The sequence below is a fragment of the Methanothermobacter sp. genome (assembly GCF_030055435.1).
GTDB lineage: Archaea > Methanobacteriota > Methanobacteria > Methanobacteriales > Methanothermobacteraceae > Methanothermobacter.
Map to the genome: position 1 here is coordinate 279,865 of NZ_JASFYG010000001.1, position 23,510 is coordinate 303,374.

The window sequence follows — 23,510 nt, forward strand, 5'->3', positions numbered from 1 at the left end:
AGTACACCCTGACTAAACCCAGTCCTCGTCCTCGAAATCCTCAAACTCCATCTCCTTCTCCTCAAAGAGGTCAAGGATCTCCTCCTCGCTTCGGAGTTCAGGGTTCTGCTGGACAACATCAAGGACACTTATGAATGATTTAACAAAGTTTCTCGGTGAAATGTAACCTGTGAGTTCCGCGTTGGCCTCATGCCTTGCTATTATACCCTCAAGGGACTCCCTGACAGGTTTAGCCTCCCACTCGTAGACCTCCTCGTGCATCGTTATGAGGCGATCTGACAGCTCCATGAGGTTGTCCTTCTTGAAGCCGTCAAGCCTTATTATGGGTTTTCTGAGGTCCTTGAATTCGATGACTTCAAACACCGCTTCTATGATTACATCGGAATGACCCCTATGAAATGAACCCTCCATAATTCAATTTTCAGAAAAACCTTCCAAATCACAGTGAAAATTATCTCTATCATTCCCTCTGCTTTTATTTTGTAAATGGAAATCTATATAGATATGTATTAACATTTAAATAATTATATTTTTGGTAGAGGGCTAGGAATGAAATTAAAAAAGGATACCTTAAAAATAGATGGGTTTGGAAATGTTCCGCATTACTTTATCGATTATTATATCCCAAAAAATTGCAGAAAAGAGCAGGACGCATTCTCCAAAAATATCCTTAAATTTAAAAAAGATGACTTTTTTAGAGGTTTTGCTAATATCGTTGCCGGGTTAATTAAAGAGGAAAACATTACACCAGATAATCCCCATTCCCAGCAGCAAGGAAAATGTAATAAGCCCCTGTAGTGAGGGGTTGGTCCGAATAGTTTCAGGAAAGCTAAAAATCCAGAATGGAACAGGTATTCTCATGAGAAAGTTTTCAGTGCAAAGTTCCCACCTAGCCTCAAGTATCAGAGAAAGGCCAAGTGAGGATCTGCATTACAGAACAATTCACCACAAGATACTAAATGAAGATATGAGAGTTTTACTCTTTGATGATATACTTACCACTGGAAATACAGTTCGGGCATGTGTTAGAAGAATACTGGATGCTGGTCCAACCCCCATAAACGTATTTACCCTTTCTAAGACAAGGTGTAGTCAATGAATCAGAGAAGACTTGAGGATTATAGTAGCTCTAAAGATTTTTCAGAAATCTTTGAAATACCATTAGAAGATTCTTATTACCCTACTCTCCTTAAAAATATCAAAAAACCTCCTGAAACTCTATATGCAAGGGGTAATATAGAACTATTAAAAAAACCATCAATTGCAATCGTTGGAACTAGAAAACCAAGCGCGGAAGGTGAATATTACTCCAAAAAAATCACTGAATTCTTTGTTAAGAATGGATTCGTAATTGTATCAGGTCTTGCCGTGGGAGTGGATTCCATTGTAGCAAAAACAGCTCTGGATAGTGACGGTTACATTATAAATGTTCTACCTTCTCCAGTAGATGTTATAATACCCAAAAAAACCATTTTCTTGCAGAGGAAACCCTTAAAAAATGTGGTCTTCTTATTTCTGAAATGAAAGAGGGAGAAAAAACTATGAAATACCACTATGTCCTAGAAACAGAATCATAAGTGGAATCTCTCTCGGTATAGTTGTCATCGAGGCCGGTCTGAAAAGTGGAACGATGCATACTGTGAAATTTGCTAAAGAACAGAATAAAATAATCATGGTTGCAGATGTTAGGAAGGAAGGCAATAATAAACTTATACAGGATGGATTTCCTTGTTTTAAATTTGAAAAATAGGGTTTTAAATTGTTATATCCCCCGGTAGCCTGCCGTTTGCACCGTAGAACGCAATTACCCTGCTGTATACGTATACAAGGCGAACGAAGCTCACCTGCCCATAGGATGTTGAGGCGTACCTGGGTGCCCTTCCCTGGCTGTTTATGAAGTTCCTGATACTTGCTGCCACTGACACGTAGGCTGGCCTTGAGAGTTTACCTGACCTCCAGTTGCCTGTGCTACCAAGGTATCCAACGGCACGTGGTTTCAGTGGATTCTGGTTTCCTGAGTTGAGCTGTACCGTGGCGCGTGCAAGTAAATCCAGGAACTGGGCCATTGAGTACCTCTTTGACGCAATTGTGACAGATGCTGGTAGTTTACGGTAGCGTGCATAGTGGTTCCTCACACTCAGGGCGGCGGCTGCAATCTGTTTAACCGTTAAACCCTGGGACCTCACGGTGACCGTCCTTGCAGGAAGGCCCCCCACTGTCACCATGTACACACCATCCCTGGTTATGGTGTAGTTGAACCTCACATCCCCTGATTCACCAGCAGCAAGTGAGATTACCGTTGACGCAACCGGAACCGAATTTACAAGTAACTCGGCACGGTAATCACCCGGGGCCTCACCTGTATTCCTGACCCTGGCAGAGACGCTGATCCTGAGGGGAACAGTACCGGAGAGTGGGCCCACAGTGAGGTTTGAGAGTTCAAATGCCGCCTTCCTGAGGACCCTGAGGTCTGCCCTGGATGAACTGTTACTGAGGAGTTCATCACCCTGAAACTCTGCAGTCACATTGTAGAGACCTGGCGGGAATATGCCTGGAAGGTTGAGGGTTGCCAATCCCTCGGAATCGGTGGTTGAACTTCCCATGTGAACCCCATCTATCCTGAAAATGATGACCTTACCTGGGATTGGGTTCTGTGCCATTAAACGTGCCCTTAAATTGAATGCATCACCCTCAACAGTTTCAGAGTCCTGCACTGTGATGGATGATGGAACCTTGAGGACATCCACATCCACTGGGGCGCTTTCAGAGTCAAGGGTTGCTGTCACTGTCACTTTACCCGGTGCTGCCAGACCTGTTAGTGTTGAGCTTGCAGTTCCAAGGGACATCACAGCATCATCGATGCTCCCTGCGGTGGCCGAAAAGTCCACATTACCTGTGTAGGGGACGAAGAACGTGTCATGGTATCCGCCGTCACTGTCATGCCTCAGGTCGGCTGTTATGAGTGAGGTGCCCCCTGCAGCAACAGCCGCTGGATCTGCAACCAGTGTAAGGACGATCCATGGCGTTGCAGCAACGTCACCCGCTGTGAGTTCCGTGAAGTCCGGTGCGCTGGACCCCCACCAGTTGAACCTGGCATCCACCCCAGGGCCGTCCTCACAGAACACATCGGCGCCAGGGTTATCCAGGATGCGGCAGAAGCTGATCCTTGTAATGGTGAAGTAGCTGAGGACCGCTGATCCCTGCCCCCATGACTCTGCAACGTTACCTGTGAACGTGGACTCTGTGATATCTGCCAGGACTGCCATGACAGTGCTTATACCTCCACCGGCAAAGCCTGCACTGTTATCTGTGAATGTGCTCCTGGTAACTGTCAGATTCCCATAATTGTTCCTGATTGCCCCGCCATGTTCCCCTGCGATGTTCCCCTCAAAGGTGCACCCTGATACCCTGGCGTTAACGTTTTCAGCAAGGATACCTGCACCGTAATCTGCAAGGTTTGACCTGAAAGGTGAGTCTGAGACCTCTAAATTCAGGAATGAATCGTCAGTGGTTCTTAGTGCCGAAATACCCCCACCATAGCGTGCGGTGTTGTACATGAACATGGAGCCGGTCACGGTAACCGTGATCTCCGTGCCGTCAGCTGCCCACACATATAACCCGCCGCCATTGCTTTCTGCGGTGTTCATTGCAATGGTGGAGTCGCATATGGTTGTATCGCCTTGGGTGTAAATTGCGCCGCCCGCTTCTGCATGGCCAAGGGCAAATGATGAGTCCCTGATGTTAAGGGATGAGTATGGGGCGCTGTATATGGACCCCCCGCACCCCAAGGCCTCATTCCCGTTGAAGTTTGATGCTGTAACCTCAAGGACCCCCTTACTGTACACTGCACCACCATCCTCTGCGCTGTTCTCCATGAGGTGGCTTTCAGTCAGTTTCACTGTACCGTCACTGTAGATGGCGCCGCCCCCAGCGGCGGTGTTGCAGGTGAGGATGCAGTTTTCCACATGGAGCTCACCGTGGTTCATCACCGCCCCGCCCTCAAATGCACTGCCATTCCTCACTGTGAGGTTCCTGAGGACCAGGACCGCGCCGGAGGACACATTGAAGGCCCTGCCCATTGCCTCGCAGTCTATCACCGTGCCGGTGGTTGACTGGCCGGTGATGGTGAGGTTCCTGTCTATCAGCACATCCCTGTTCCCCTCACCCCTGTATTCACCATCCGCGAGCCAGATAATGTCACCTGAAGCCGCGGATAGGGTCGCGTTTCCAATGGTTGCCTTGGCAGCCGCCCATGAGAGCCCATCATTATCATCAGAACCCCCCGTCGCGTTAACATAGATATCGGCTGCGCTGGAACATCCAGGGACCAGCATGATCCCCATGAGAAACAGAAAGAGACAAGTGATTATCTTTATCATTTAAACCCCCTCAACTATGAAATATGATGATTATAGGATAAAAAATTTTCACTGAAACTCCCATGAAATGGTGTTCATGTTTAAGTGATACGGAAATAAGGTTAGAACTCTGAGGAGATTCAAAAAAAAGTTAAAAAATAAAGGTTGGGTTAGATCATCAGGTAGTTTGGAAGCCTCCCCCTGTTACCGTAGAACCTGAGGACCTCACTGTATCTGTACACGAGGCCCGTAAAGCTCACCCTGCCGTAAACCGTTGAGGCATACCTGGGTGCCCTTCCCTGGCTGTTTATGAAGTTCCTGATACTTACTGCCACTGACACGTAGGCTGGCCTTGAGAGCTTACCTGACCTCCAGATGCCAGTGCTACCTGCGTAACCAACAGCACGTGGTCTTAACGGGTTCTGGTTTCCTGAGTTGAGCTGCACAGTTGCACGTGCAAGTAAATCCAGGAACTGGGCCATGGAGTACCTCTTTGATGCAATTGTGACAGAGGCTGGCAGTTTACGGTAGCGCAGGTAGTGGTTCCTGACATTCACGGCTGCAGCGACAAGCTGGCTGATGGTTATACCCGCTGCTGGTGGAGCTGGTCTAACAGTTACCTGGGTGTTAACCACCTGGTTGTCCAGAACCGCGGACACCACTGCAATCCCCGGTGCATTGAGGTTCCTGAGGGTTGAGGATGCAACCCCACCGCTCATCAGAGCATCAGTGATTGTACCATAGGTTGTTTCGAAGCCCACAACCCCCGTGTATGGTACAGTGGTTGCATGCAGTGTGCCGGCACTGTCATGGAGAAGGTCCGCCCTTATGAGGGAGGTGCCCCCCACGGTAACGGTTGATGGATCTGCAACCAGTGTAAGGACGATCCATGGGGTTGCAGCAACGTCACCTGCTGTGAGTTCCGTGAAGTCCGGTGCGCTGGACCCCCACCAGTTGAACCTGGCATCCACTCCAGGGCCGTCCTCACAGAACACATCGGCGCCAGGGTTGTTCAGGATGCGGCAGAAGCTGATCCTTGTAATGGTGAAGTAGCTGAGGACCGCTGATCCCTGGCTCCAGGTCTCTGCAAGGTTACCTGTGAATGTGGACTCTGTGATATCTGCCAGGGCGGCCTGTACATTGCTTATACCTCCACCGGCGAAGCCTGCACTGTTATCTGTGAATGTGCTTCTTTTAACTGTCAGATTCCCATAATTGTTCCTGATTGCGCCGCCGTGTGCTGATGCCACGTTCTCCTCAAATGTGCACCCATCAACGGTTGCATTGGCATTGTCTGCAAGAAATCCGCCGCCGTACCATGCTGTGTTGCCTGAGAATGTGCTTCCCCTGACTAGAACATTTAGAGTACCGGTGTAATCTGTTGCAACTGCACCACCATACTTTGCGTCGTTTGATGTGAATGATGAGTCTGTGACCACTGCAGAATCTGATGGCTGATATCCAGCTACATGAAGAGCACCGCCAGTTTCAGAAGCACTGTTATCATGGAATGTTGCTGAGGTAATATGGATGTTACCGAGGCTGTAAATTGCCCCACCCCTGTATCCCATGTTCTCAAGGAACCTGCATCCCTCGACGGTGAGGTTACCCTGGTTCAGGATGGCTCCACCATGGTTTTCGTTTCCCCTCTTCACGGTGAGGTTTCTGAGGGTGAAACTGATACCCTGCTGGACGCTGAAGGCCCTGCCCAGGTATTCGCAGTCAATCACTGTGCCGGTGGTTGACTGGCCGGTGATGGTGAGGTTCCTGTCTATCAGTACGTTCCTGTTACCAGCACCCTTATATTCACCATCCGCGAGCCAGATACTGTCACCTGAAGCCGCGGATAGGGTCGCGTTTCCAATGGTTGCCTTGGCAGCCGCCCATGAGAGCCCATCATTATCATCAGAACCCCCCGTCGCGTTAACATAGATGTCAGCTGCGGAGGCGGTTCCTGATAAAATGAGGAGCACTGCAATGGCAGCTATTGCATAAAGATGTTTTATCATTTACCTATCTCCTGCTATCTGCACATTGAATGTGCATATATATACTATGGTTTAATCTGGTTAAAGGTTTTTTCAAAAAAGCAAGCTGAAAATTTTAAATGATGGAAATACATAACATGATATGGTTAAATAATTTTGAAGAGCAGTTAACTGATCCTCCAGATAACAAATAAGGGATGCTTAATCAGCCGGTCCCCTCCAGATACCTGGCAACCAGTACGGCAAATTTCTCTATATCCTCAAGGTCCCGCTGGGGGTAGAGATAAACCCTCTCAACATCTATTTCCGCATACATATGGACCATTATGTTCCTGAAACCGGCTGCTGGTGCAAATTTATCTGCAAAATCCCCTGGAAGAACCCCTATTTCTCCAGGTGTTCATGAATTCCCTGTATGTTTCAGGTTTTCTCGCCCTCTCCCATGATATGATCATCTCTCGAAAGAACACTCTATGGAAACCTCAAGGTACCTTTCAACTGCCCCCTGAGGGTGACGTCCTCTTTAAGGTCCTCAGGTGAATTCCTGAGTATCCTCAGGTAATCCTGGAGTTTCTCGAGTTTTGAGGGTACCTCATCCTTCACTTCAAACCCTCGCGTGCCGTCATCCTTAGCGCCAGTCTGGTGTGCCTGTCGTTATGGTACCTTCTATCAAGGTAATCTGACATGATACGTCCCTCGAACCTCACCCTCTCCACTTCACTGTCCTTCAGGACTATCCCATCCCTGATTATGCTGTAATTCAGGGAGAGAGGTGCCCGGTTCATTATGACAGGGTCCACCCTGTCTGTTCTGAGTGCGGATACGAGTTCATCTATGAGTTCCAGCTGAAAATTGAGGTCATCGTATCCCTTCATTTCCCTGAGGAGAACACCGATGTCAAAGTCCCCGAGGGCTCTCTTATCCCCCCCTTGCAGTGGAGCCAGAGAGGTATGCGATTCTGACCTCATCCCTTTTTTCCAGAAGTTCCACAAGTTTTTCCATTCTCTGGTCGTCAATGCACATCATGGTTCCACTGATAATTCTGAATCACCTCCATCTAAGGTACCGGCCAGGGGATTAACTTCGTAATAGAGAACATTACGCAGGTCAGCTCTCCAGGGACCATAGCCGTCCTCCAATCACAGATTTTTATTTGCCATGTTAAGTTTTAATGATGGAATAAAAATATAAAAATTTAAATTATATGATTCAATACTATTACTGTTCAGTTATAAGGTGGTTAAATGTCGATGGATTCCAATGGTAGTGATAGGAAAACTGGAAAGTTTGCCGGCTGGTGGAACCGCAGGGGACCACTCACAAGGACCTCCATCATCGTCCTTGGGGTGATCATCTGGTCCGCCGCCGCATATTCCTATGGTTACGATAAGGGTCTTGCTGGAGCCATAGAATACGAAAAGGACTCCTTCCAGGTGAGCATTGTGAACTACACAATCCAGAAGGGCGAAGGTGGATTATATGAGATCCAGGGGGAAATCCAGAACAACTATGATAAACCCATATTGCTCAACCCGAGCCTGGAAGTGAAGGGCTTTAACTCCAGTGGTGAAATGGTACTGTACGCCCCCCTATTCATAACCGGTTCAGGGGAAATAAGGCCGGGGGAGAAGGTGAAGTTCAGGGGAGATTGCCCCATCCTGGAGGGTTACAGCCCCGATGATATCCTCATTGGGATTAAAACAGAATGTTCAGGTTATGCATGGGCATAGAAAGGTGATCTGAATGGCTGAGGATTTCCGTGAAGAGAATAATGGAAACTTTTTCATGCGCTGGTGGAGGAGGAGGGGGACCTTCACAAAGGCAGGTATAATGGTATCCCTCATCATAATATGGGGGCTCCTGATGTTCATCATCGGTTACAGCAATGGGTCATCCTATTTCTACGACCTCCACATGGGGGATGTCCAGGCAGAGGTGCTCAACTACACGGTGCTGGTTGATCCCAGCGGAGGCTACGTGGTGGAGGGGGTGGTCCAGAACAGGTACAGGGCCACACTCCTACTGGACTATGTATGGGTCAAGGGCTATAACTCAGATGGAGAGGTTATCGCCCTTGGAATGGCTCCGGTCTTCACCAATTCATCCACAGTGAAGACTCTGAGACCAGGAGAAACCGCCTACTTTAAAACAGCAGATTGGGCATTTGAGGATGGATACTACCCTGAGGATATAGCCTCCTTTGGTTTAACAGCCAGGGGTAACCTCTTAACACCCTCAGGAACTTTATGTGGGGTGAAGATAGAGTGATCTGACGTGCTCCTTTCCATCAGGTGAAGAGGAGGGTGAGAAAGAGGGATATCGCCAGACCCATGAGGAACAAAATTCCAACTGTACAGCAGCATGCAGAGATATCCCTTGCCTCCTCAGGAACAGGCATTCATACACACCCCCATCCTCTAATTAATTTTTTTAGGGAACTGGGATTCCATGAGACCTGCTGATTTCATTGTACTGAGACTGTCAAAATTTTTATTAAAGATTAAATGTCCTCCAATGACACTCAGGAGCTTTATTTTTCATATCATTTATTATCTACTTGATTATAATATTTTGATGAACATATATATAACATATGTTGAATGGGTGAACTTATTGTAAAGTCCGGGCCAGAGGATTAAAGATAGAAAACCCGATAAGAGGAAAGATACAGATCTAAACAGCTGAAAAACTGCTCTGAACCCCTAACAGAACATCCCTGCAGTCCCATGAAAGTGATAAGTGGTTGGGGGTCAGAATCAAATTCAGAACCCGCCAGTTATCCACCTCTTAAACCATCACCTCTCATATTCCACATCCTCTTCAGCTGAGACACTGGTGAGTCGCACGTGTTCAACTCCCCGGAGACCCATCATCCTCTCTGTGAGTTCACGTATCTCTGCAACATCACCCCTCACCACGAGGACCTCAAGGCGATGTTTTTCTGTGAGGTGAACCCTCATGACAGCGTCTATGTACTCCCTGTAGTGGTGCTGTATGTCGGCTATTTCCTCCATTGCCCCTGTGTGGTGGTTGTAGATCACCGAGACTATCCCTGTCCTCTCACCCTCCATCTCATTCATCCACTTGTACCTGACAATGTAGTCCTTTATGGCATCCCTTATCCCCTTGGACCTTGACTGGTATCCACGGTTCCTGAGTACCTCATCAAATTCTTCAAGAAGTTTACTTGGAAGAGACATGCTTATCCTGGTCATCGTGGCCATGGTATCACCCCTAATCTGTGACACCCTTAAATATGTGTATGAAGTATAAATAATTAAATATTATTAAATAGTATAATAATGCAATATAAGTATTACTATAACCTTATAACATTATCCATAGATGTATGGGGTATCATAAAGGTTCTGTAATCATCCTCCTGCTTTTAAAGATAGGGTAACCCTGTCAGATTACCACTCCAAAATGAATTACTCTCCTCAGAGGTTCCTCCCTGCCCTGCGGGTCCTCATGAGGTTTATCTCCCTGCAGGAGTCATCCCCCGCTACCTACCCCCAGGGATCTCCATGGTGACACTCCCAACACCCACCCCGAGCAGCCTGTCACCTAACATACCACTGGGCATGCTCTCTGCAATGCCTGTCCCCTCAAGGTGTTCCTTGGGTGGCCTGCAGAGCACCACAGCCTTTTCAATATCGATCCTCGTACGCCCTCCATCCTCATAAAGGTGGGCGTACCCGTAGACCCGGTCAAAACCATACATTGAGTTTCGCGGGGCAGTCACTCCACCAGAGGGGATATATGAACGCAAGGGCATCGGTCCTCCCGCTCTTCTCATGCTCCCCCCATAACATCCCCTGATAATGGTAGCCCCGCGTCCTGGCTGATCTCCCTGAGGTACTCCTCCTGACTCAGCTCCGACCTGAACTTCATCCTGTAGAGGTCCCTGACCCCATATGTGTGTCCTGCTTCACTGAGGCCCTCTGGACATCCCTGAGAAGGACGTCCTGGATGGATGCGCAAGGAGAATATAGACGTCATATTAATCCCCTACCATGTTATGTTGCAGGACACATCCACAACCTCAGGATGTCCAGAAATCGATTTTACAGGAGTATAACAGTCTTATTCCGTAGTGAAGCTCCCTGAAGGGTACAATTACCTCTGTAACCCCTCCATCCTCCCTGAGGAGTATCCTCAGGTCCCCATTTATCTGCCTGGCAAGGTTCAGTGCAAGTTCAAAGCCCATCCTCTTTTCACCTGAAAACCCCACACCATCATCCACTACCCTCAGACAGTACTCTGAGTTCATTCTGCTGATTTCAACCTTCACGGTTCCTCTACCTTCAGGAAATGCATGCTGAATGGAGTTGGATACCGTTCATTTACTATGAGGGCCAGTGGCATTGCTGTCTCAACGTTGAAGACATGGCGGGCGTCTATGTGGAATTCAACATCCACTGCATCAAATACTGATCTCAGGTGTTCAGCTATCCTCCTTATGCACTCATGCATCTTCACCTCTGCCAGGCTCCCCAGCCCATAAACGGATTCATGGATGGCTGCCAGGGTCTGGACTCTGGTTGATGTCCGGACGAGAGCCTCCCTTGCATCCTCACCGGCGGATCTTATCTGCGTGTTTATGAGGCTAAAGGAGAGGTTCAGGAGATGCCGGCACCCTACAAGTTCAAGATAGTGGTTAGTGGCTGTCCAAACAGGTGCATGAAGCCCCAGATCCACGATGTGGGTGTCGCGGGTGTTGAGTTCCCTGAGACGGTTGAGGAAATCTGTAACGACTGCGGCAGGTGCTTCGAGGTCTGCAAGGTGGAGGCCATAAGCGTACGTGGTGAGACATCCTACACCAACCATGACCTCTGCGTTGGCTGCGGTAAATGCATAAGGGAGTGCCCACACACTGCAAGGAGGGCCCGTGAAGAGGGTTATATACTCTACATAGGCGGTAAGGCTGGTAGAGAACTGGTTGAGGGTATAAAGACCCATGTTGACACTGTTGATGAGATACTGGAATACATAGACGCTGTTATCAGGGTCTACACCAGGTATGCCAGTAAGCCGTAGAGGAAGAGGCTCGCGTCAACCATGAAACTTGTCGGTGAAGAAAAGTTCATGGGTGAGGTGAGGGGGCTCCTAAAGGAGAGATCACATAACCAGTGAGAAGGAATAAAAAAAGGAGGAATCCCAGCGGGGATCACTCTAACTTTACAGTCTCAAGTATGGAGTCAAATGTTGCGTCATTCTTTGGTCCGCTGTACATGAATGCATAGCCGCTTGTCCTGTTGAGTTTCAGGTACACGAAGACCGTCTGGGTCGTTGAATCGGTGGCCTTAACCATTGCTGCGTTACGCCCGGCGACCTTTATTATGCTGGATGATACAACACCCTCATTGCTGGCCATCTCCTTCCTGACGGTTTCAGGATCCTTCAGGTAGTAACCTGCGCTTGCAGTGACCTCTGCAACTGCAAGTTCTGATGTGCTGTTACCAAGGTAAACTATGACATCCTTGGAGATTCCCGCCTCCTTCTGAAAGGCCTCCTGAGCCCCTGCAGGGTCAAGGGTCTCCCATGATGCGGGATATGTGAAGTTCAGTTTTCCGTCAGAGAAGCTCTTATACTGGGGCTCCTCACTCACACAACCAGATACAAGGACCGTTGCAGCCACAAGAAACAGAAATAAAATTTTCTTCATATTCAACCTCCCATAATAATTGTTGTCATGGATATGATTTATAATTTATCCCGGAGCCCACCAACATATATAGGTGGCCGTTGAAAGATCAGGAACTATGCGTGGTGGCCATGTGGCGGCCAGGTCAGGGTTTTTGGGAACTATATATATACTTCCTCCCCAAAGTATAAACACCCGCATGATTAAAGATTCATGATCTGTAGAATTGATTTTAGGTTGATAACCATGAAGGTGAAGGAATGGTGTATGTTCTGTGGGGAATGTGCAGGTGTGTGCCCACGGAACCTCATAGAGGTCAGGGAGAATTCCCTGAAATTTTCAGAGGACCAGTGTAGGGAATGCAACATATGCATACAGGTGTGCCCTGTTAGGGCCCTTGAGAGGTGATTGACATGGTGACTGAAGTTGATGTCCTTGTGATTGGCGCTGGACCAGCCGGTTCAACAGCAGCAAAACACGCCGCCATGGGCGGGGCAAGTGTACTCCTCATTGACAAGAAATCAGAGATAGGGGCTCCCAAGCGGTGCGCCGAGGGGGTCTCTGTTGGGGGCCTCGAGTCCCTGGGGATAGAGCCAAACCCCCGCTGGATCACAAAGAAACTTGATGGTGTGCGTCTGGTCTCCCCCAACGGCACAGATGTATGGCTGACCTCAGATAAGGTGGAGCTGCCAGAGGCAGGATACATACTTGAGAGGAAGGTCTTTGACAAGCACATGGCAATGGACGCTGCAAGGGCAGGGTCACGGATCATGGTGAAGACCCTTGCAACCGGGATGGAGAAGACCGATGATGGGTACCTTGTCAGCGCAGAATGCATGGGAAGGGAGTTTGAGATAAAGGCCAGGATAGTCATTGCAGCCGACGGGCCCGAGTCAAGGGTTGCAAGGTGGGCAGGCCTAAACACAACCACAAGGCCCAAGGACATGGAGTCAGCTGCCCAGTTCGAGATGGTCGGGGTGGAGATGGAGGACAATAACTGCATTGAATTCTACTTTGGAAGCGTGGCCCCAGGTGGATACGCCTGGATCTTCCCAAAGGGTGATGATATCGCCAACGTGGGCCTGGGTGTTCTCTCAACAGAGACCGATAAGAGCGCCTATGAGCACCTGCTTGAATTCGTTGAGTCATGCCCTGCAACAAGAAACGCCCAGCCTGTTGAACTCAACATAGGTGGGGATCCGGTTGGTGGCATGCCAAAGGAACTTGTGGCAGACAGCCTTATGGTTGTTGGGGACGCTGCAGGTCAGGTGAACCCCCTCACAGGTGGCGGTATAATAAGCGGTATGACCGGTGGTATGCTGGCAGGAAGGGTTGCTGCTGCAGCGGTCAGTGAGGGTGATGTCAGCAAAAAGAGGCTCAGTGAATACGAGAGGCTCTGCCGTGAGGAGATCGGGAAGGAGATAGACAGGTACCTCAAGGTCAAGGACTACATGCTTACACTCAGTGACAGTGAACTCGATTCAATCGCAGAGGCATTCCAGGATGTTGAGTTCGAGAAGGTGAGTACCAGAGAACTTGTTAAGAAGCTCATAAAGGTCTCACCAAAGGCCCTGCTTAAACTCGGCAAACTATTCTAAATTTATTCATTAACAGTACCCAACTTAAATCCTATCTCTTTTTAATCTAAGATTTAATACCTTAAAGGATTGAAAGAGTGAATATTAACAATTAGAATTACCGCTATGCATATCAGATAGAATACCACAAGAACCCTGTGGTAAATGAGATCAGCCATCTCCACCATACGCTCCCTTTCTGTAAAGTTTGATAGATAAAGTGGGACAGTGGCTATGAATGGCGGGACTATTACAAGGAGGATCTGCAGCATGCTAATGTAACCTCCAGTATAGCTCCAGGCAAGTAGAACACAGAACAGAACAGAAACCAGGGTTGTCGGAACCTTTCTCTCCTTGTACATCAGGTATGTGCCCATACCTGCAAGGTACATTAAAATGTAGACCGGAAGCGGGACAACGAGAATACCCCCCAGGAGGACAGCGGCGGATGCCAGCCTCAGAACAGTGTTTGTCGCGGTACTTGCAAATGGTGCAAGAGGAGTGTCCTTCAGTCTGATGGGTGGGATTGTATAGATGAACTGGTTAAGGACCATGAGAAGTAGTATCAGACAGAATACCGGATGAATGAGATATGCCACCACGGTGGACACCACGAGAAGGACGCCTATAAAAAGCAGGACCTCCCTGGGTTCAACATGGTTCTCTATGAAGGGCCTTCCCCTTTTCATGCGGTCGTTCCTGTCAGTTTCAATGTCAGTGAAGTCGTTAAGTGAATAGAGAGCCCCCCAGAGGAGCGTCACGGTGAAGAGTCCTGAAATGAATCTGATGGGGTCTGCATCTGAGGCATAGGTGAGTGCCAGAAGGTACATGTGGATGTTCTTGGCACACCAGCTCATTCTCGTTGAACGCAGGAGTGTACTCAGCATGATCTCATCTTCTCCAGAACTGTTCTTGGTCTGCATCCATATAATTCTATGTAACGCCTTATCTCTTCCTCATCAGCACCTGAATGGGCCCTTATTATATTTAAGGTTTCAGTTACTGTGTAATCTATCCTCACAGCCGTGAAGGGGATCCGGAGGGAGTGGAAGAGCACTGAAGAGAGGATGGGTATGTCAGTGAAGAGGTCCATCTTTTTACCCCTGAAGTAGAATCTCCAGGCTGTCTGGAAGATTATGTTCATGTTCCTGAATGCCCCCCTGTTTCTGATGTACTCATGGATGCATCTGAGGTAGAACTTCAGTGTTTCAGATCCCGCCGTGGCTGTCCACTGACTGAAACCCTTGAATTCTGAGAAATAGTGGCTGTCATGGAACCTGTCAGCAAAGACCACAGCATCAAATTCAGCAAGTTTCTTGTAAAGATCCCCCCTGTTATCTGCACCGAGCTCCGCCTTCATCTCATCCAAGAGGTGCCTGAACACATAATCTGCGTCCACATCGGCTGACTCAAGGTTACACGGCACTTCATATACATCAAGCCCCACCTCCTGGATACCCCTGTAGAGGTTGGCTGATTTACCTGTCCCTGGGGCGCCCACAACATGGAGTATGTTCCCGCGGGACTCCCTGATGACCTCAAGGGCTTCAAGGAGCCTTCTGTAGGACTCAGTCTCAACGAAGACGGTGTTATCAGATACCGAGTTAACCTTGTAGTCCATAATAATAATTAATGACAGGGAACATATAATCTGTTAGGTGATACCATGAACCTCAAGACCCGTGCATTCAATGATGGCGGAAGAATACCCTCAAGGTACACGTGTGATGGTGAAAACATATCGCCACCCCTGGAATGGGATGGCGTCCCTCCAGAGGCCCGGTCCCTTGCCCTCATATGCGATGACCCCGATGCCCCAACAAAGGTCTGGACCCACTGGGTGATATTCAACATACCCCCAGACTCCAGGGGCCTTGACGAGAATGTTCCAGACCTGGAAAGGCTACCTGATGGCTCAGTGCAGGGCTACAACGACTCTGGAACCATAGGCTACAGGGGCCCCTGCCCCCCATCCGGTGTGCACAGGTACTTCTTCAGGCTCTACGCCCTTGACACCATGCTTGACCTTGAACCAGGCACAGGCAAGGAGGACGTCCTCGAGGCGATGGAGGGTCATGTACTGGCTGAGGCAAGGATAGTGGGACTTTACAGGAGAGAATAGCTCATTCAATCAGTAGAGGTCACTGCAGACTGGAAAATCTAAGTAATACAGAAAAATCAACTAAATATTGTTGGGAACCCTAAGCTTGGCAGGAAGTGCCTTTATACGGGCAGGTGCACCTATTGCCAGTGACCAGGGGGGCACGTTCCTTGTTACAACCGCACCTGCCGCCACCATTGCACCCTCACCCACCTCTATCCTGGAGAGGAAGGTGGAGTTTGCACCTATGGATGCCCCCTGCCTTATTATGGGGCCCCTCAGTTTGTACTTGACCCTTATGGGGTAACGGTCGTTGGTGAAACAGGCACAGGGTCCTATGAAGACGTTATCCTCTATATAACTGTTCTTGGGCAGATACACATTTGACTGAATGCTGACATTGCTCCCTATCTTTGAGTGGCCCTCAATGACCGTATTTGTACCGATAAGTACATCGTCACCTATGGTTGTCTTCTCCCTTATGAGGACATTGTGACCGGTTCTGAGGTTATCACCTATGGTAACATCATTGTATATAACGGTGTTTGAGCGCAGAAGGGGGTTTTTACCTATAACAGGGGGTTTACTGAACTTCTTGTAACCATAACCCACTATTATATTCTCACTTTCCCTTTTATAACCCCATTCTTCTTCCTGATCACCGAAAAGAAGGCTTTTAATGTTTGGCATTTGCCTATGCATCCCCCAACACGGTTTTATTAAATTCAGGTACTAACAGGAAATGAAATCCAAATCCTCTCATTATATTAATATTGAGCGCATCTATAATATACTTTACTTCATGCAGATCATATCATTTAATTGGACCATAAAAGTAGTTCACCACATCTGAAGCTAGGAAGGATTCTATGGATGCAGATGAACTTGCGGTTCTCATAAGGGAGATCAGATCCGAGATAGGCCATGAGGATATGGAGGTACGGATAGCTGATACCATATTCAATGGGGAAAAAGATGAGCTCCTCATAGTCGCACCTGACCGTTCAGATAAGTCCATCATAATAGGAAAGGGTGGATGGGTTGTGGGCAGACTACGGGAGAGACTTGGTATCAAGAGGATCCATGTTGAATCAGAGATTGACCTCATCATGAGGAGGGAACGGGTTAAATTTGCACTTGAACGGCTGGCTGAACTCAGGGGATCCTTCAGGGTGCTCTCTCTCCTTGAGAAACCCCTGAGGAAACGCCTTGAATACCCAGCGGGACTTGACTTTCTCACAGAAAGTGACAGTGCACCCCTCAACTCCATAAGAGAGCCAGAAACTGCCGTGGCACTATCAGGGGGAACTGACAGTTCATTTTCACTCATAGCGGCTGTTAAACTTGGTTTAAAACCTATGGCATTGACTGCTGACCCCGGCACCATCGTACTGCCGGGGCACGTCAGGTGGGCTGTGGATGAACTCACAGCCTCCCTTGGGGTGAGACACCATTACATCAAGATGGACCTCAGTGAACTTCAGAGGGATGCCCTCGAGGGGAGGTTACACCCCTGCGGCAGGTGCTCATCCATGATTGAGGAAGTCATCATGGAGAAAATAAAGAATGAGGCAATTGATACTGTGATATTCGGTGATCTCCTCTCAACGGGATACGGTTCCCTCCAGGTGCACGATGATATCCTCCGTGTTAATCTACCGGCACTCTTTGCAGCCTCAAAGCAGGAGCTGAAGTCCGCTGTATCCACTTATGGCCTCAGGGCCACTTCAGGGTTTGGCTGTCCCCTTCTGGGGGAGGTTCACCGCAGGTATCCGTATATGAGGCGCTATTCAATCCAGAGGGTCCTCAGGGAGACCCGTGCTGGTGTTCTTGAACCTGGTGAGGCCCTGGAACTTGTATGGAGTATCTGTGGCTCCCGGAGAACTAACTGAATATCTTGAGGAGACCGTAGGCTATGAGGAACACGCCAACCAGATACCCCACAAGCTGGGGGTAGATTATCATCAGTATACCGATAAGCACCGCCAGAAGTCCAACAACCCTCGTTTCAGTTTCAGATTTCATGTAATAACTATATCTCAAAAATGATATATAAAATTTCTGTTCAGCGATAAAAAAATAACCCTTAAAAGGCCCTTCCAGACTCCAGTATATAAAATTTCTGGCCACTGGAAAAAACAACCCCTAAGTTGTCCTCTCAGACTTCACAAAGGCCCTGATTTCATCAATGGCTGCCCTGACCATCTCAGGGGCTGGTCCACCTGGAATCATCCTCATCCTGACATTTTCAAGTGGATCAAGGGCCCTCTTCACAAGTTCCTGGTCAAGTTCAAGTCTCTTCCCAGTGACCTCGAGGCTGACCTCGTCAAGGTACTCTGAATCTATGTCAGAGGGCCTGAGTCCATCGGCGATTGCCCTTGTGACCAGCCTTCCAACTATCCTGTGGGCCACCCTGAAGGGTATGCGGCGCTCCCTGACAAGGATATCTGCAAGGTCCGTTGCGGTTGCAAAGTTGGCCCCTGCAAGTTCAAGTGCCCTCTCCCGGTTAACCCTTATGCCCAGGAGCATTCCCCTCACGACACGGATCATTGACAGTGCAGTGTCGGTGGCCCTCCAGAGGTGTGGTGTGATCTCCTGGAGGTCCCTGTTATAGGTGTAGGGGAGGGCCTTCATGATTCCAAGTACAGAGAAAAGTGCCCCCTGGACCGTGGAGGTCTTTGCCCTGGCTATCTCGGCAACGTCAGGGTTCTTCTTCTGGGGCATTATCGATGATGTTGATGAGAATTCATCGGGGAGCTCTATCAGGCCAAACTCGTAGGTGCTCCAGAGTACCATCTCCTCTGAGATCCTGCTGAGGTTCACCGCCAGCACTGAGAGGTCAAATATTGCCTCTGCTATGAAGTCCCTTGCACTCACCGCGTCCATGGAGTTACCCATGTAATCAGAGAACCCCAGAAGTTCCGTTGTGAGTTCCCTGTTTATCGGGAAGGTTGTGGTTGTCATGGCCGCAGAGCCCAGCGGGTTGATGTCAATCCTCTTAAGGGCGTCCTGGAGCCTCTCATAGTCCCTCTTGAGGGAGTGGGCATAGGCCATGAGGTGGTGGGCAAGGGTTGTTGGCTGGGCATGCTGGAGGTGGGTGTAGCCAACCATGACAGTCCCTGTGTGCTCAAGTGCCATTTCAGCTATCCTATCAATAAAATCAAGGAGTTCGTGGCTGATTATTTTTATCTTCTCCCTCAGGGCCAGTCGAAGGTCAGTTGCAACCTGATCGTTCCTGGATTTACCTGTGTGCATGAACCCTGCTTCCTCGCCTATCCTAGCTGTCACGTAGTTCTCAACAGCCATGTGGATATCCTCCACCGAAGGGTCCATGTCAAGGGCCTCGAACCCCTCCTCCCTCAGGGTTTCAAGGGCTTCTATGATCTTATCCGCCACTTCCTCAGGTATTATACCCTCATGGGCCAGCATGGTTGTGTGTGCAATGTTACATTCAACATCCGCCTCAAATATGTGGTGGTCGAATGTGAGGGATGAGGTGAACTCTGCTGCCTCATCCTCCATACCCCTATTTAATCTGCCAGCCCTCAGGTTCAAGTTTCCACCTATTCCCTGTTTTTCCATTCGGTGTATCCGCATTTACCGCAGGCGTACCTGTCTCCATGGTCAGCCATGAAGACACCGTTTGAGCACCTCACACAGAAGGGGTTCTTCCTTATGAGTTTATCCCCCTTTACCTCATAGAGTTCGAACTTCTTCATCTATTCCTCCTCCTCTTCCTCTTGTGCCTCTGTGTTCTTCTTTATGATGTGTCCAGGTTCTATCTCAGTGAGTTTATCCATTGAATCATATATCTTGGCGTACCCTGAGGCCCTTGGCTCGCCGAATCCCTGGTCGATCTTGTCGACCACAAGGAGGTCCTTATCGGCGTCGAGCATTGCAACGAGTTTGTTCTTAACATCAAGGACCTTTGGTGTTGACTCACCCTCATATAAGCATTCGAACCTTATCTCCTTTCTGTTTAAGAGTGTATTTTCCTTTTCCTCGATTATTCTGATCTCCATTCTATGCCTCCTCAAAGTTTTTTATGAGTTCTTCAGCTCTTTTCCGTGTTTCAATGGCCCTCACCAACACAACACCCTCATTTGGCTGTCCATAAAGGATGATGGTGTCTGCCGGGGCCATTAAGATTGATGGTAAAACAGCCAGGTCCTCCTCTCCATCAACGACTATCATAAAGCGTTCGCCGGCTCTGGACCCATCTATGGCCTTTTTGATGGAGTTCCAGAGATCCTCTGTTATGGTGCCTGGCGGGTTTGTGGATCTGATAATGGTTGCTGTGTCATTGAATTCATGATCAGAATCCCTTCTCTGGATCCTGTTGTCTATTATGCTGATGTCCGGTTTCAGGCCATGCTCCAGTGCATTACGTGTTGTGACATCACCAACCGTTATGAGAAACGAATCCCCCACATCAATGTCTCTGAAGGATTCGTAGAGCTCTCCAAGAGGTTTCTTGAGCTCTGCCCTGAGTTTTTCCGGTAGAATGTACACTATCTGACCCTCAGTGCGTATTCACCAGGAAGTTTTATATCCAGTTCCCTGGCTATATCTGATTTCTCCGGATCTATGACTATGAGCAGTCCGCTCCAGTTGGTGGATGCTGGAACATTGCAGACCGGGCAGCGTTCGTCGCTGGTGATTCTCTTACACCTTGTGCATGCCTTCTCAGTCATTTTTACTCTTCCTCTTTTCTTCTTCAATCCATTCGAATTTACCAAGACCGGGCTGCCTCATGGTGAGTCCAACCTTCACGCCCTCTCTTCGTCCCTTGAGGCTCAGTGCGACTATCCTTGCCCTTACAAGGTCGCCCTCATCCAGGCGCTTACCTGTCTCCTTACCTGTGAGGGAGCCCTTCTTGGCATCATAGGTTATGTAATCGTCTGTAACCTGTGAAACATGAACAAGACCGTCCACCGGCCCAATGCGCACGAATGCCCCGAACTCTGCAATCTCTATTACCTCGCCCTCAACGATCTCATGGAGTTCTGGTTTGAAGAAGAGGGCTGTGAATGTCACCTCATGGTAGGCAGCGCCGTCACCCATTATGACCTTTCCGATTCCTATATCCTCTATCTCCTTTACGGTTATCATCTGGCCGAGGTTCCTGTCCATCCTTCCAACGTAGGTTTCGTTGAGAACCTCTATGGCAACATCCTCCAGTGGCTCCTCAAAGCGGTCTGGAGGTATTCTGACTGTATCAACAATTTTTGTTATATAATACAATGGGATCCCCCATTAAAGAATTACTCCATAAATTTCTCTCTGTAGAGTTCTATGGAGTGGTTTACGGCTTCAAGTGCCTTTTCAGCGCCCTCCCATCCGATTATCTCTGTCTCCTTACCCTCAAGGTTCTTGTAGACCTGGAAGAAGTGTGCTATCTCCTTCAGGATGTGTTCGGGTATGTCTGATATATCATTAACATCACTGTAGTGGGGGTCCTCCACGGGCACCGCCAGGATCTTGTCGTCCTGGTCCCCACCATCTATCATCCTGAGAAGGCCTATGGGCCTTGACTCTATGATGCAACCAGGGAATGTTGGCTCATCCATGAGTACCATGATGTCCATGGGGTCGCCGTCATCGTAGAGGGTCCGGGGTATTATACCGTACTCTGCAGGGTAGAATACCGGTGAGTAGAGCACCCTGTCAAGTGCAAATGCCTCGAGATCCTTGTGGTATTCATACTTGTTCCTTGAACCCCTGGGTATTTCAACAACTGCATATACTACCTCTGGTACTGATGGTCCAGGTTCAATATCCTTCCACAGATTCATAAAAAACCTCCTACTTATATATGCCCATCAACTGCAAGATATTTTTTCTGCCTCAGGTAAACAACAGGTATGCCCTCTGACCTCGCCCTTTTTCTGAGCTCCCGGTCAGTAGTGCAGAGCACGTCTGAGATCCTGAGAAGCGCATCATCAACAGATTCGCCCTCACGGAGTTTCTCATCAACCACCCTGAATGGTGGTCTTTGTGCAAGGGCAAGGCCAATGGAGGCAGCTATCCTCGCATCTCCACCTGAATGCCTCCTTATACCCTCAAGTTCCCCTATCACAAAGGATGGGACAAGGAGCTCATGGGTTGGGAAGAGTCTCTGGAGTTCAGATACTATGTCAACCCTGAACTGGTGGGGTATCATAAAAAATTGGTGTCTATAACCACCCTATTTAATGATACCATATCCTATCAGCCTCCATCTTGCTCCAACCCTTCTTGATAGGGCTACCCTCTGACCCTCCTCTGCGCAGGCGGGTAGTTTGAGAATGACGTCAGCGTCATCAGCCCTTGCTGATTTAACAACACCAACTGTTGTCGTGGTACCCACGTTTATCATAAGGGGTTCCCCTGTCTTTATGGGCTCCACCTTGGTCTCCTCCCTGGTACCCACGACTCTCTCAAGGAGGTGGGTCTCCATTGTGAAGGAGTGCCTCACAGGTGGGAGAGTACCGGGTTCACCGGCCACTGACCCTGAAAGTGAGTCGGCCTTGGTCAGTGAGGGGTCAAGGAGGGTTCCGACACCCACAAGGCCCCCGGGACCAACCTCGTCCATCTTCTCTCCCCCTGCCACGAGGCCTGTGATGGTGGAGTGTAGACTCATCCAGGACTGTTTACCGTCCTTTTTAACCTGTATGCCGGGTTTTATCTCTATCTCATCCCCGACCCTGAATTTACCCTGGACAAGTGAGCCGCCTATAACACCACCTTCAAGGTGTTCAGGGTCAACCCCTGGCTTGTTTATATCAAAGGACCTGGCCACGTACATCCTGGCAGGCTTATCAACATCCCTTTCGGGTGTTTTAATTCTCTCCTCAATTGTCTCAATTAGAATATCGATGTTGGCGCCCTGCTGTGCAGATACAGGTATTATAGGTGCATCCTCGGCACATGTACCCTTCACAAATTCCTTGATCTCCCTGTAACTCTCAAGGGCCCTTTCCCTGGAGACTATATCTATCTTGTTCTGGACAACGATAACATCCTTAACTCCTATCACATCCAGGGCCATGAGGTGCTCCTTTGTCTGGGGCTGGGGGCATGGTTCATTGGCGGCTATTACCAGTATGGCGCCATCCATGAGGGCGGCTCCAGAAAGCATGGTTGCCATGAGTGTTTCATGTCCCGGTGCATCCACAAAGGATACCTTTCTCAGAACTTCTGTCTCTGTACCGCACCTCTCACAGATCTCTGCAGTTGTGTAGCACATGGGGACTTCACACTGGGGGCACTTCCTGAAGGTTATGTCAGCATAGCCCAGACGGATGGATATACCCCTCTTGGTTTCCTCACTGTGGGTGTCTGTCCAGACACCTGAAAGGGCCTTTGTAAGGGTTGTTTTACCATGGTCCACGTGCCCCACAAGACCAATATTTATTTCAGATTGATTTTTCACGGATTACACCTATAAAATCTTTTATTATTCTTCATCGGCGCCGAGGAGCTCTTCAAGTGGCTTCTCACCCTTTTGGATTACCACGGTGTTTATCTGTACTATGTCTTCTGATACAGTGTTTCCCCTGAATGTTTTTCTTCTCCTCTCACCCTTCCGGGAAGGTTTGTACCCCACGCCACCTGATACAAGGCTTCTGACTCTTCTTGCACCTTGTACTGTCTTCTTCATGGGGAAACCGTTCTTATCACTTCCGCCTGTGATTTTCAGTTTGTATCCTTTAAGTCCTATTACTGAACCATCAAATTCGTCCCCTATTTTGAGGCCAATGAGGGCCTTTGATTCTGATGGTTCTACCTCCATCTGGATGCTCTTCTCCTTATCTGAAATCACAACCTTGAATGCCAATATATCTCCTCCTTTCTTCA

At 48.7% G+C, this 23,510-nt stretch carries 37 protein-coding genes; 11 read left to right on the forward strand and 26 right to left on the reverse strand.

Features of this window, described 5'->3' with window-relative positions; all coding sequences use genetic code 11:
* Positions 1 to 12: 12 nt before the first annotated feature.
* Positions 13 to 411, reverse strand: a complete 399-nt coding sequence (locus tag QFX30_RS01240) for a BREX system ATP-binding domain-containing protein (RefSeq protein ID WP_300487065.1) — start codon at positions 409 to 411, stop codon at positions 13 to 15.
* A 138-nt stretch (positions 412 to 549) separates the two neighbouring features.
* Between QFX30_RS01240 and QFX30_RS01245 the strand changes: the two genes are divergently transcribed.
* Genes QFX30_RS01245 through QFX30_RS09050 form a run of 4 tightly spaced genes read left to right on the forward strand, consistent with a single transcriptional unit; the run spans position 550 to position 1,750 of the window.
* Positions 550 to 798: a hypothetical protein gene (locus QFX30_RS01245; RefSeq protein ID WP_300487068.1), complete on the forward strand. Its 249-nt coding sequence runs from the start codon at positions 550 to 552 to the stop codon at positions 796 to 798.
* 7 nt (positions 799 to 805) lie between these two features.
* Positions 806 to 1,099 carry a phosphoribosyltransferase gene (locus QFX30_RS01250; RefSeq protein WP_300487071.1) on the forward strand — a complete coding sequence of 98 codons (294 nt, stop codon included), beginning with the start codon at positions 806 to 808 and terminating at the stop codon, positions 1,097 to 1,099.
* On the forward strand, positions 1,096 to 1,524 hold the full coding sequence (locus QFX30_RS01255; RefSeq protein WP_300487074.1) for a DNA-processing protein DprA: 429 nt from the start codon (positions 1,096 to 1,098) through the stop codon (positions 1,522 to 1,524). Before QFX30_RS01250 ends, QFX30_RS01255 begins: the two co-directional genes overlap by 4 nt.
* A gap of 46 nt (positions 1,525 to 1,570) precedes the next feature.
* Positions 1,571 to 1,750, forward strand: coding sequence for a DNA-processing protein DprA (locus QFX30_RS09050; RefSeq protein ID WP_367186117.1), 180 nt, complete (start codon positions 1,571 to 1,573; stop codon positions 1,748 to 1,750).
* A gap of 4 nt (positions 1,751 to 1,754) precedes the next feature.
* Here the strand turns inward: QFX30_RS09050 and QFX30_RS01260 are convergent, their stop codons facing one another.
* The 5 genes from QFX30_RS01260 to QFX30_RS01280 all read right to left on the reverse strand — a co-directional run bounded on the left by QFX30_RS01260 (position 1,755) and on the right by QFX30_RS01280 (position 7,314).
* The gene (locus QFX30_RS01260) at positions 1,755 to 4,379 is read right to left on the reverse strand and encodes an Ig-like domain repeat protein (RefSeq protein ID WP_300487077.1); all 2,625 of its coding nucleotides are present in this window, start codon (positions 4,377 to 4,379) and stop codon (positions 1,755 to 1,757) included.
* Positions 4,380 to 4,528: 149 nt separating this feature from the next.
* Positions 4,529 to 6,367: a right-handed parallel beta-helix repeat-containing protein gene (locus QFX30_RS01265; protein WP_300487079.1), complete on the reverse strand. Its 1,839-nt coding sequence runs from the start codon at positions 6,365 to 6,367 to the stop codon at positions 4,529 to 4,531.
* Between the two features lie 184 nt (positions 6,368 to 6,551).
* Positions 6,552 to 6,734, reverse strand: coding sequence for a HepT-like ribonuclease domain-containing protein (locus QFX30_RS01270; RefSeq protein ID WP_300487372.1), 183 nt, complete (start codon positions 6,732 to 6,734; stop codon positions 6,552 to 6,554).
* A gap of 83 nt (positions 6,735 to 6,817) precedes the next feature.
* On the reverse strand, positions 6,818 to 6,949 hold the full coding sequence (locus tag QFX30_RS01275; protein ID WP_300487081.1) for a hypothetical protein: 132 nt from the start codon (positions 6,947 to 6,949) through the stop codon (positions 6,818 to 6,820).
* Entirely contained in the window at positions 6,946 to 7,314 is a 369-nt protein-coding gene (locus QFX30_RS01280) for a nucleotidyltransferase (RefSeq protein ID WP_300487084.1), read from the reverse strand. The genes QFX30_RS01275 and QFX30_RS01280 overlap by 4 nt, the downstream gene beginning before the upstream one ends.
* Positions 7,315 to 7,590: 276 nt before the next feature.
* On the opposite strand from QFX30_RS01280, the gene QFX30_RS01285 reads away from it, so the two are divergent.
* Together QFX30_RS01285 and QFX30_RS01290 are read left to right on the forward strand one after the other, a co-directional pair.
* Complete coding sequence (locus tag QFX30_RS01285) at positions 7,591 to 8,076, forward strand: hypothetical protein (RefSeq protein WP_300487086.1); 486 nt, start codon at positions 7,591 to 7,593, stop codon at positions 8,074 to 8,076.
* 13 nt (positions 8,077 to 8,089) lie between these two features.
* Entirely contained in the window at positions 8,090 to 8,614 is a 525-nt protein-coding gene (locus QFX30_RS01290) for a hypothetical protein (RefSeq protein WP_300487089.1), read from the forward strand.
* A gap of 527 nt (positions 8,615 to 9,141) precedes the next feature.
* Here the strand turns inward: QFX30_RS01290 and nikR are convergent.
* The 5 genes from nikR to QFX30_RS01315 form a co-directional block, all read right to left on the reverse strand.
* On the reverse strand, positions 9,142 to 9,561 hold the full coding sequence (gene nikR, locus QFX30_RS01295; RefSeq protein WP_300487375.1) for a nickel-responsive transcriptional regulator NikR: 420 nt from the start codon (positions 9,559 to 9,561) through the stop codon (positions 9,142 to 9,144).
* 290 nt (positions 9,562 to 9,851) lie between these two features.
* Positions 9,852 to 10,145, reverse strand: a complete 294-nt coding sequence (locus QFX30_RS01300; protein ID WP_300487092.1) for a hypothetical protein — start codon at positions 10,143 to 10,145, stop codon at positions 9,852 to 9,854.
* Positions 10,142 to 10,348: a hypothetical protein gene (locus tag QFX30_RS01305; protein WP_300487094.1), complete on the reverse strand. Its 207-nt coding sequence runs from the start codon at positions 10,346 to 10,348 to the stop codon at positions 10,142 to 10,144. The genes QFX30_RS01300 and QFX30_RS01305 overlap by 4 nt, the downstream gene beginning before the upstream one ends.
* A 43-nt stretch (positions 10,349 to 10,391) precedes the next feature.
* Positions 10,392 to 10,640: a hypothetical protein gene (locus tag QFX30_RS01310; protein WP_300487096.1), complete on the reverse strand. Its 249-nt coding sequence runs from the start codon at positions 10,638 to 10,640 to the stop codon at positions 10,392 to 10,394.
* Positions 10,637 to 11,047 (reverse strand): histidine kinase dimerization/phosphoacceptor domain -containing protein, encoded by a 411-nt coding sequence (locus QFX30_RS01315; RefSeq protein ID WP_300487099.1) that lies wholly within the window; start codon positions 11,045 to 11,047, stop codon positions 10,637 to 10,639. The genes QFX30_RS01310 and QFX30_RS01315 overlap by 4 nt, the downstream gene beginning before the upstream one ends.
* Between QFX30_RS01315 and QFX30_RS01320 the strand changes: the two genes are divergently transcribed.
* Positions 10,976 to 11,386: a 4Fe-4S binding protein gene (locus QFX30_RS01320; RefSeq protein ID WP_300487102.1), complete on the forward strand. Its 411-nt coding sequence runs from the start codon at positions 10,976 to 10,978 to the stop codon at positions 11,384 to 11,386. The two genes, QFX30_RS01315 and QFX30_RS01320, sit on opposite strands and share 72 nt — an antisense overlap.
* Before the next feature lie 130 nt (positions 11,387 to 11,516).
* Here the strand turns inward: QFX30_RS01320 and QFX30_RS01325 are convergent, their stop codons facing one another.
* Complete coding sequence (locus tag QFX30_RS01325) at positions 11,517 to 12,014, reverse strand: hypothetical protein (protein ID WP_300487105.1); 498 nt, start codon at positions 12,012 to 12,014, stop codon at positions 11,517 to 11,519.
* A 225-nt stretch (positions 12,015 to 12,239) separates the two neighbouring features.
* Between QFX30_RS01325 and QFX30_RS01330 the strand changes: the two genes are divergently transcribed.
* Together QFX30_RS01330 and QFX30_RS01335 are read left to right on the forward strand one after the other, a co-directional pair.
* Positions 12,240 to 12,401 carry a 4Fe-4S binding protein gene (locus QFX30_RS01330; RefSeq protein ID WP_013295546.1) on the forward strand — a complete coding sequence of 54 codons (162 nt, stop codon included), beginning with the start codon at positions 12,240 to 12,242 and terminating at the stop codon, positions 12,399 to 12,401.
* 8 nt (positions 12,402 to 12,409) lie between these two features.
* Complete coding sequence (locus QFX30_RS01335) at positions 12,410 to 13,591, forward strand: NAD(P)/FAD-dependent oxidoreductase (protein WP_300487378.1); 1,182 nt, start codon at positions 12,410 to 12,412, stop codon at positions 13,589 to 13,591.
* 53 nt (positions 13,592 to 13,644) lie between these two features.
* On the opposite strand, the gene QFX30_RS01340 is transcribed toward QFX30_RS01335, so the two are convergent.
* Positions 13,645 to 14,493: a UbiA family prenyltransferase gene (locus tag QFX30_RS01340; RefSeq protein ID WP_300487108.1), complete on the reverse strand. Its 849-nt coding sequence runs from the start codon at positions 14,491 to 14,493 to the stop codon at positions 13,645 to 13,647.
* Positions 14,451 to 15,191 carry an ATP-binding protein gene (locus tag QFX30_RS01345; RefSeq protein WP_300487111.1) on the reverse strand — a complete coding sequence of 247 codons (741 nt, stop codon included), beginning with the start codon at positions 15,189 to 15,191 and terminating at the stop codon, positions 14,451 to 14,453. Before QFX30_RS01345 ends, QFX30_RS01340 begins: the two co-directional genes overlap by 43 nt.
* A gap of 45 nt (positions 15,192 to 15,236) precedes the next feature.
* Between QFX30_RS01345 and QFX30_RS01350 the strand changes: the two genes are divergently transcribed.
* A complete protein-coding gene (locus tag QFX30_RS01350) occupies positions 15,237 to 15,692 on the forward strand; it encodes a YbhB/YbcL family Raf kinase inhibitor-like protein (RefSeq protein WP_300487113.1) in 456 nt (151 codons plus the stop codon).
* Positions 15,693 to 15,752: 60 nt separating this feature from the next.
* Here QFX30_RS01350 and QFX30_RS01355 read toward each other — a convergent pair whose 3' ends face one another.
* Complete coding sequence (locus QFX30_RS01355; RefSeq protein ID WP_048175191.1) at positions 15,753 to 16,361, reverse strand: acyltransferase; 609 nt, start codon at positions 16,359 to 16,361, stop codon at positions 15,753 to 15,755.
* Positions 16,362 to 16,540: 179 nt separating this feature from the next.
* Here QFX30_RS01355 and QFX30_RS01360 point away from each other — a divergent pair, with 179 nt between their 5' ends.
* Positions 16,541 to 17,563, forward strand: a complete 1,023-nt coding sequence (locus QFX30_RS01360) for an ATPase (protein ID WP_300487118.1) — start codon at positions 16,541 to 16,543, stop codon at positions 17,561 to 17,563.
* Here QFX30_RS01360 and QFX30_RS01365 read toward each other — a convergent pair.
* The 11 genes from QFX30_RS01365 to QFX30_RS01415 all read right to left on the reverse strand — a co-directional run bounded on the left by QFX30_RS01365 (position 17,556) and on the right by QFX30_RS01415 (position 23,490).
* Positions 17,556 to 17,696: a DUF3096 domain-containing protein gene (locus tag QFX30_RS01365; protein ID WP_171770393.1), complete on the reverse strand. Its 141-nt coding sequence runs from the start codon at positions 17,694 to 17,696 to the stop codon at positions 17,556 to 17,558. The genes QFX30_RS01360 and QFX30_RS01365 overlap by 8 nt on opposite strands.
* Positions 17,697 to 17,816: 120 nt before the next feature.
* Entirely contained in the window at positions 17,817 to 19,226 is a 1,410-nt protein-coding gene (argH, locus tag QFX30_RS01370; protein WP_300487121.1) for an argininosuccinate lyase, read from the reverse strand.
* A gap of 8 nt (positions 19,227 to 19,234) precedes the next feature.
* Positions 19,235 to 19,390 carry a 30S ribosomal protein S27ae gene (locus QFX30_RS01375; RefSeq protein ID WP_300487124.1) on the reverse strand — a complete coding sequence of 52 codons (156 nt, stop codon included), beginning with the start codon at positions 19,388 to 19,390 and terminating at the stop codon, positions 19,235 to 19,237.
* Positions 19,391 to 19,693: a 30S ribosomal protein S24e gene (locus QFX30_RS01380; RefSeq protein WP_300487127.1), complete on the reverse strand. Its 303-nt coding sequence runs from the start codon at positions 19,691 to 19,693 to the stop codon at positions 19,391 to 19,393. It lies immediately after the preceding gene.
* A gap of 1 nt (position 19,694) precedes the next feature.
* A complete protein-coding gene (locus QFX30_RS01385; RefSeq protein ID WP_300487130.1) occupies positions 19,695 to 20,183 on the reverse strand; it encodes a GTP-dependent dephospho-CoA kinase family protein in 489 nt (162 codons plus the stop codon).
* The gene (spt4, locus tag QFX30_RS01390; RefSeq protein ID WP_300487133.1) at positions 20,183 to 20,365 is read right to left on the reverse strand and encodes a transcription elongation factor subunit Spt4; all 183 of its coding nucleotides are present in this window, start codon (positions 20,363 to 20,365) and stop codon (positions 20,183 to 20,185) included. Before spt4 ends, QFX30_RS01385 begins: the two co-directional genes overlap by 1 nt.
* The gene (gene rpoE / locus QFX30_RS01395; protein ID WP_300487381.1) at positions 20,358 to 20,906 is read right to left on the reverse strand and encodes a DNA-directed RNA polymerase; all 549 of its coding nucleotides are present in this window, start codon (positions 20,904 to 20,906) and stop codon (positions 20,358 to 20,360) included. Before rpoE ends, spt4 begins: the two co-directional genes overlap by 8 nt.
* Positions 20,907 to 20,935: 29 nt before the next feature.
* Positions 20,936 to 21,466 (reverse strand): inorganic diphosphatase, encoded by a 531-nt coding sequence (locus QFX30_RS01400; RefSeq protein WP_300487136.1) that lies wholly within the window; start codon positions 21,464 to 21,466, stop codon positions 20,936 to 20,938.
* 14 nt (positions 21,467 to 21,480) lie between these two features.
* Positions 21,481 to 21,834, reverse strand: a complete 354-nt coding sequence (locus QFX30_RS01405; protein ID WP_300487139.1) for a PIN domain-containing protein — start codon at positions 21,832 to 21,834, stop codon at positions 21,481 to 21,483.
* A 24-nt stretch (positions 21,835 to 21,858) separates the two neighbouring features.
* Entirely contained in the window at positions 21,859 to 23,085 is a 1,227-nt protein-coding gene (gene eif2g / locus QFX30_RS01410; RefSeq protein ID WP_300487142.1) for a translation initiation factor IF-2 subunit gamma, read from the reverse strand.
* Positions 23,086 to 23,109: 24 nt separating this feature from the next.
* Complete coding sequence (locus QFX30_RS01415) at positions 23,110 to 23,490, reverse strand: 30S ribosomal protein S6e (RefSeq protein ID WP_300487144.1); 381 nt, start codon at positions 23,488 to 23,490, stop codon at positions 23,110 to 23,112.
* Between the last annotated feature and the right edge of the window lie 20 nt (positions 23,491 to 23,510).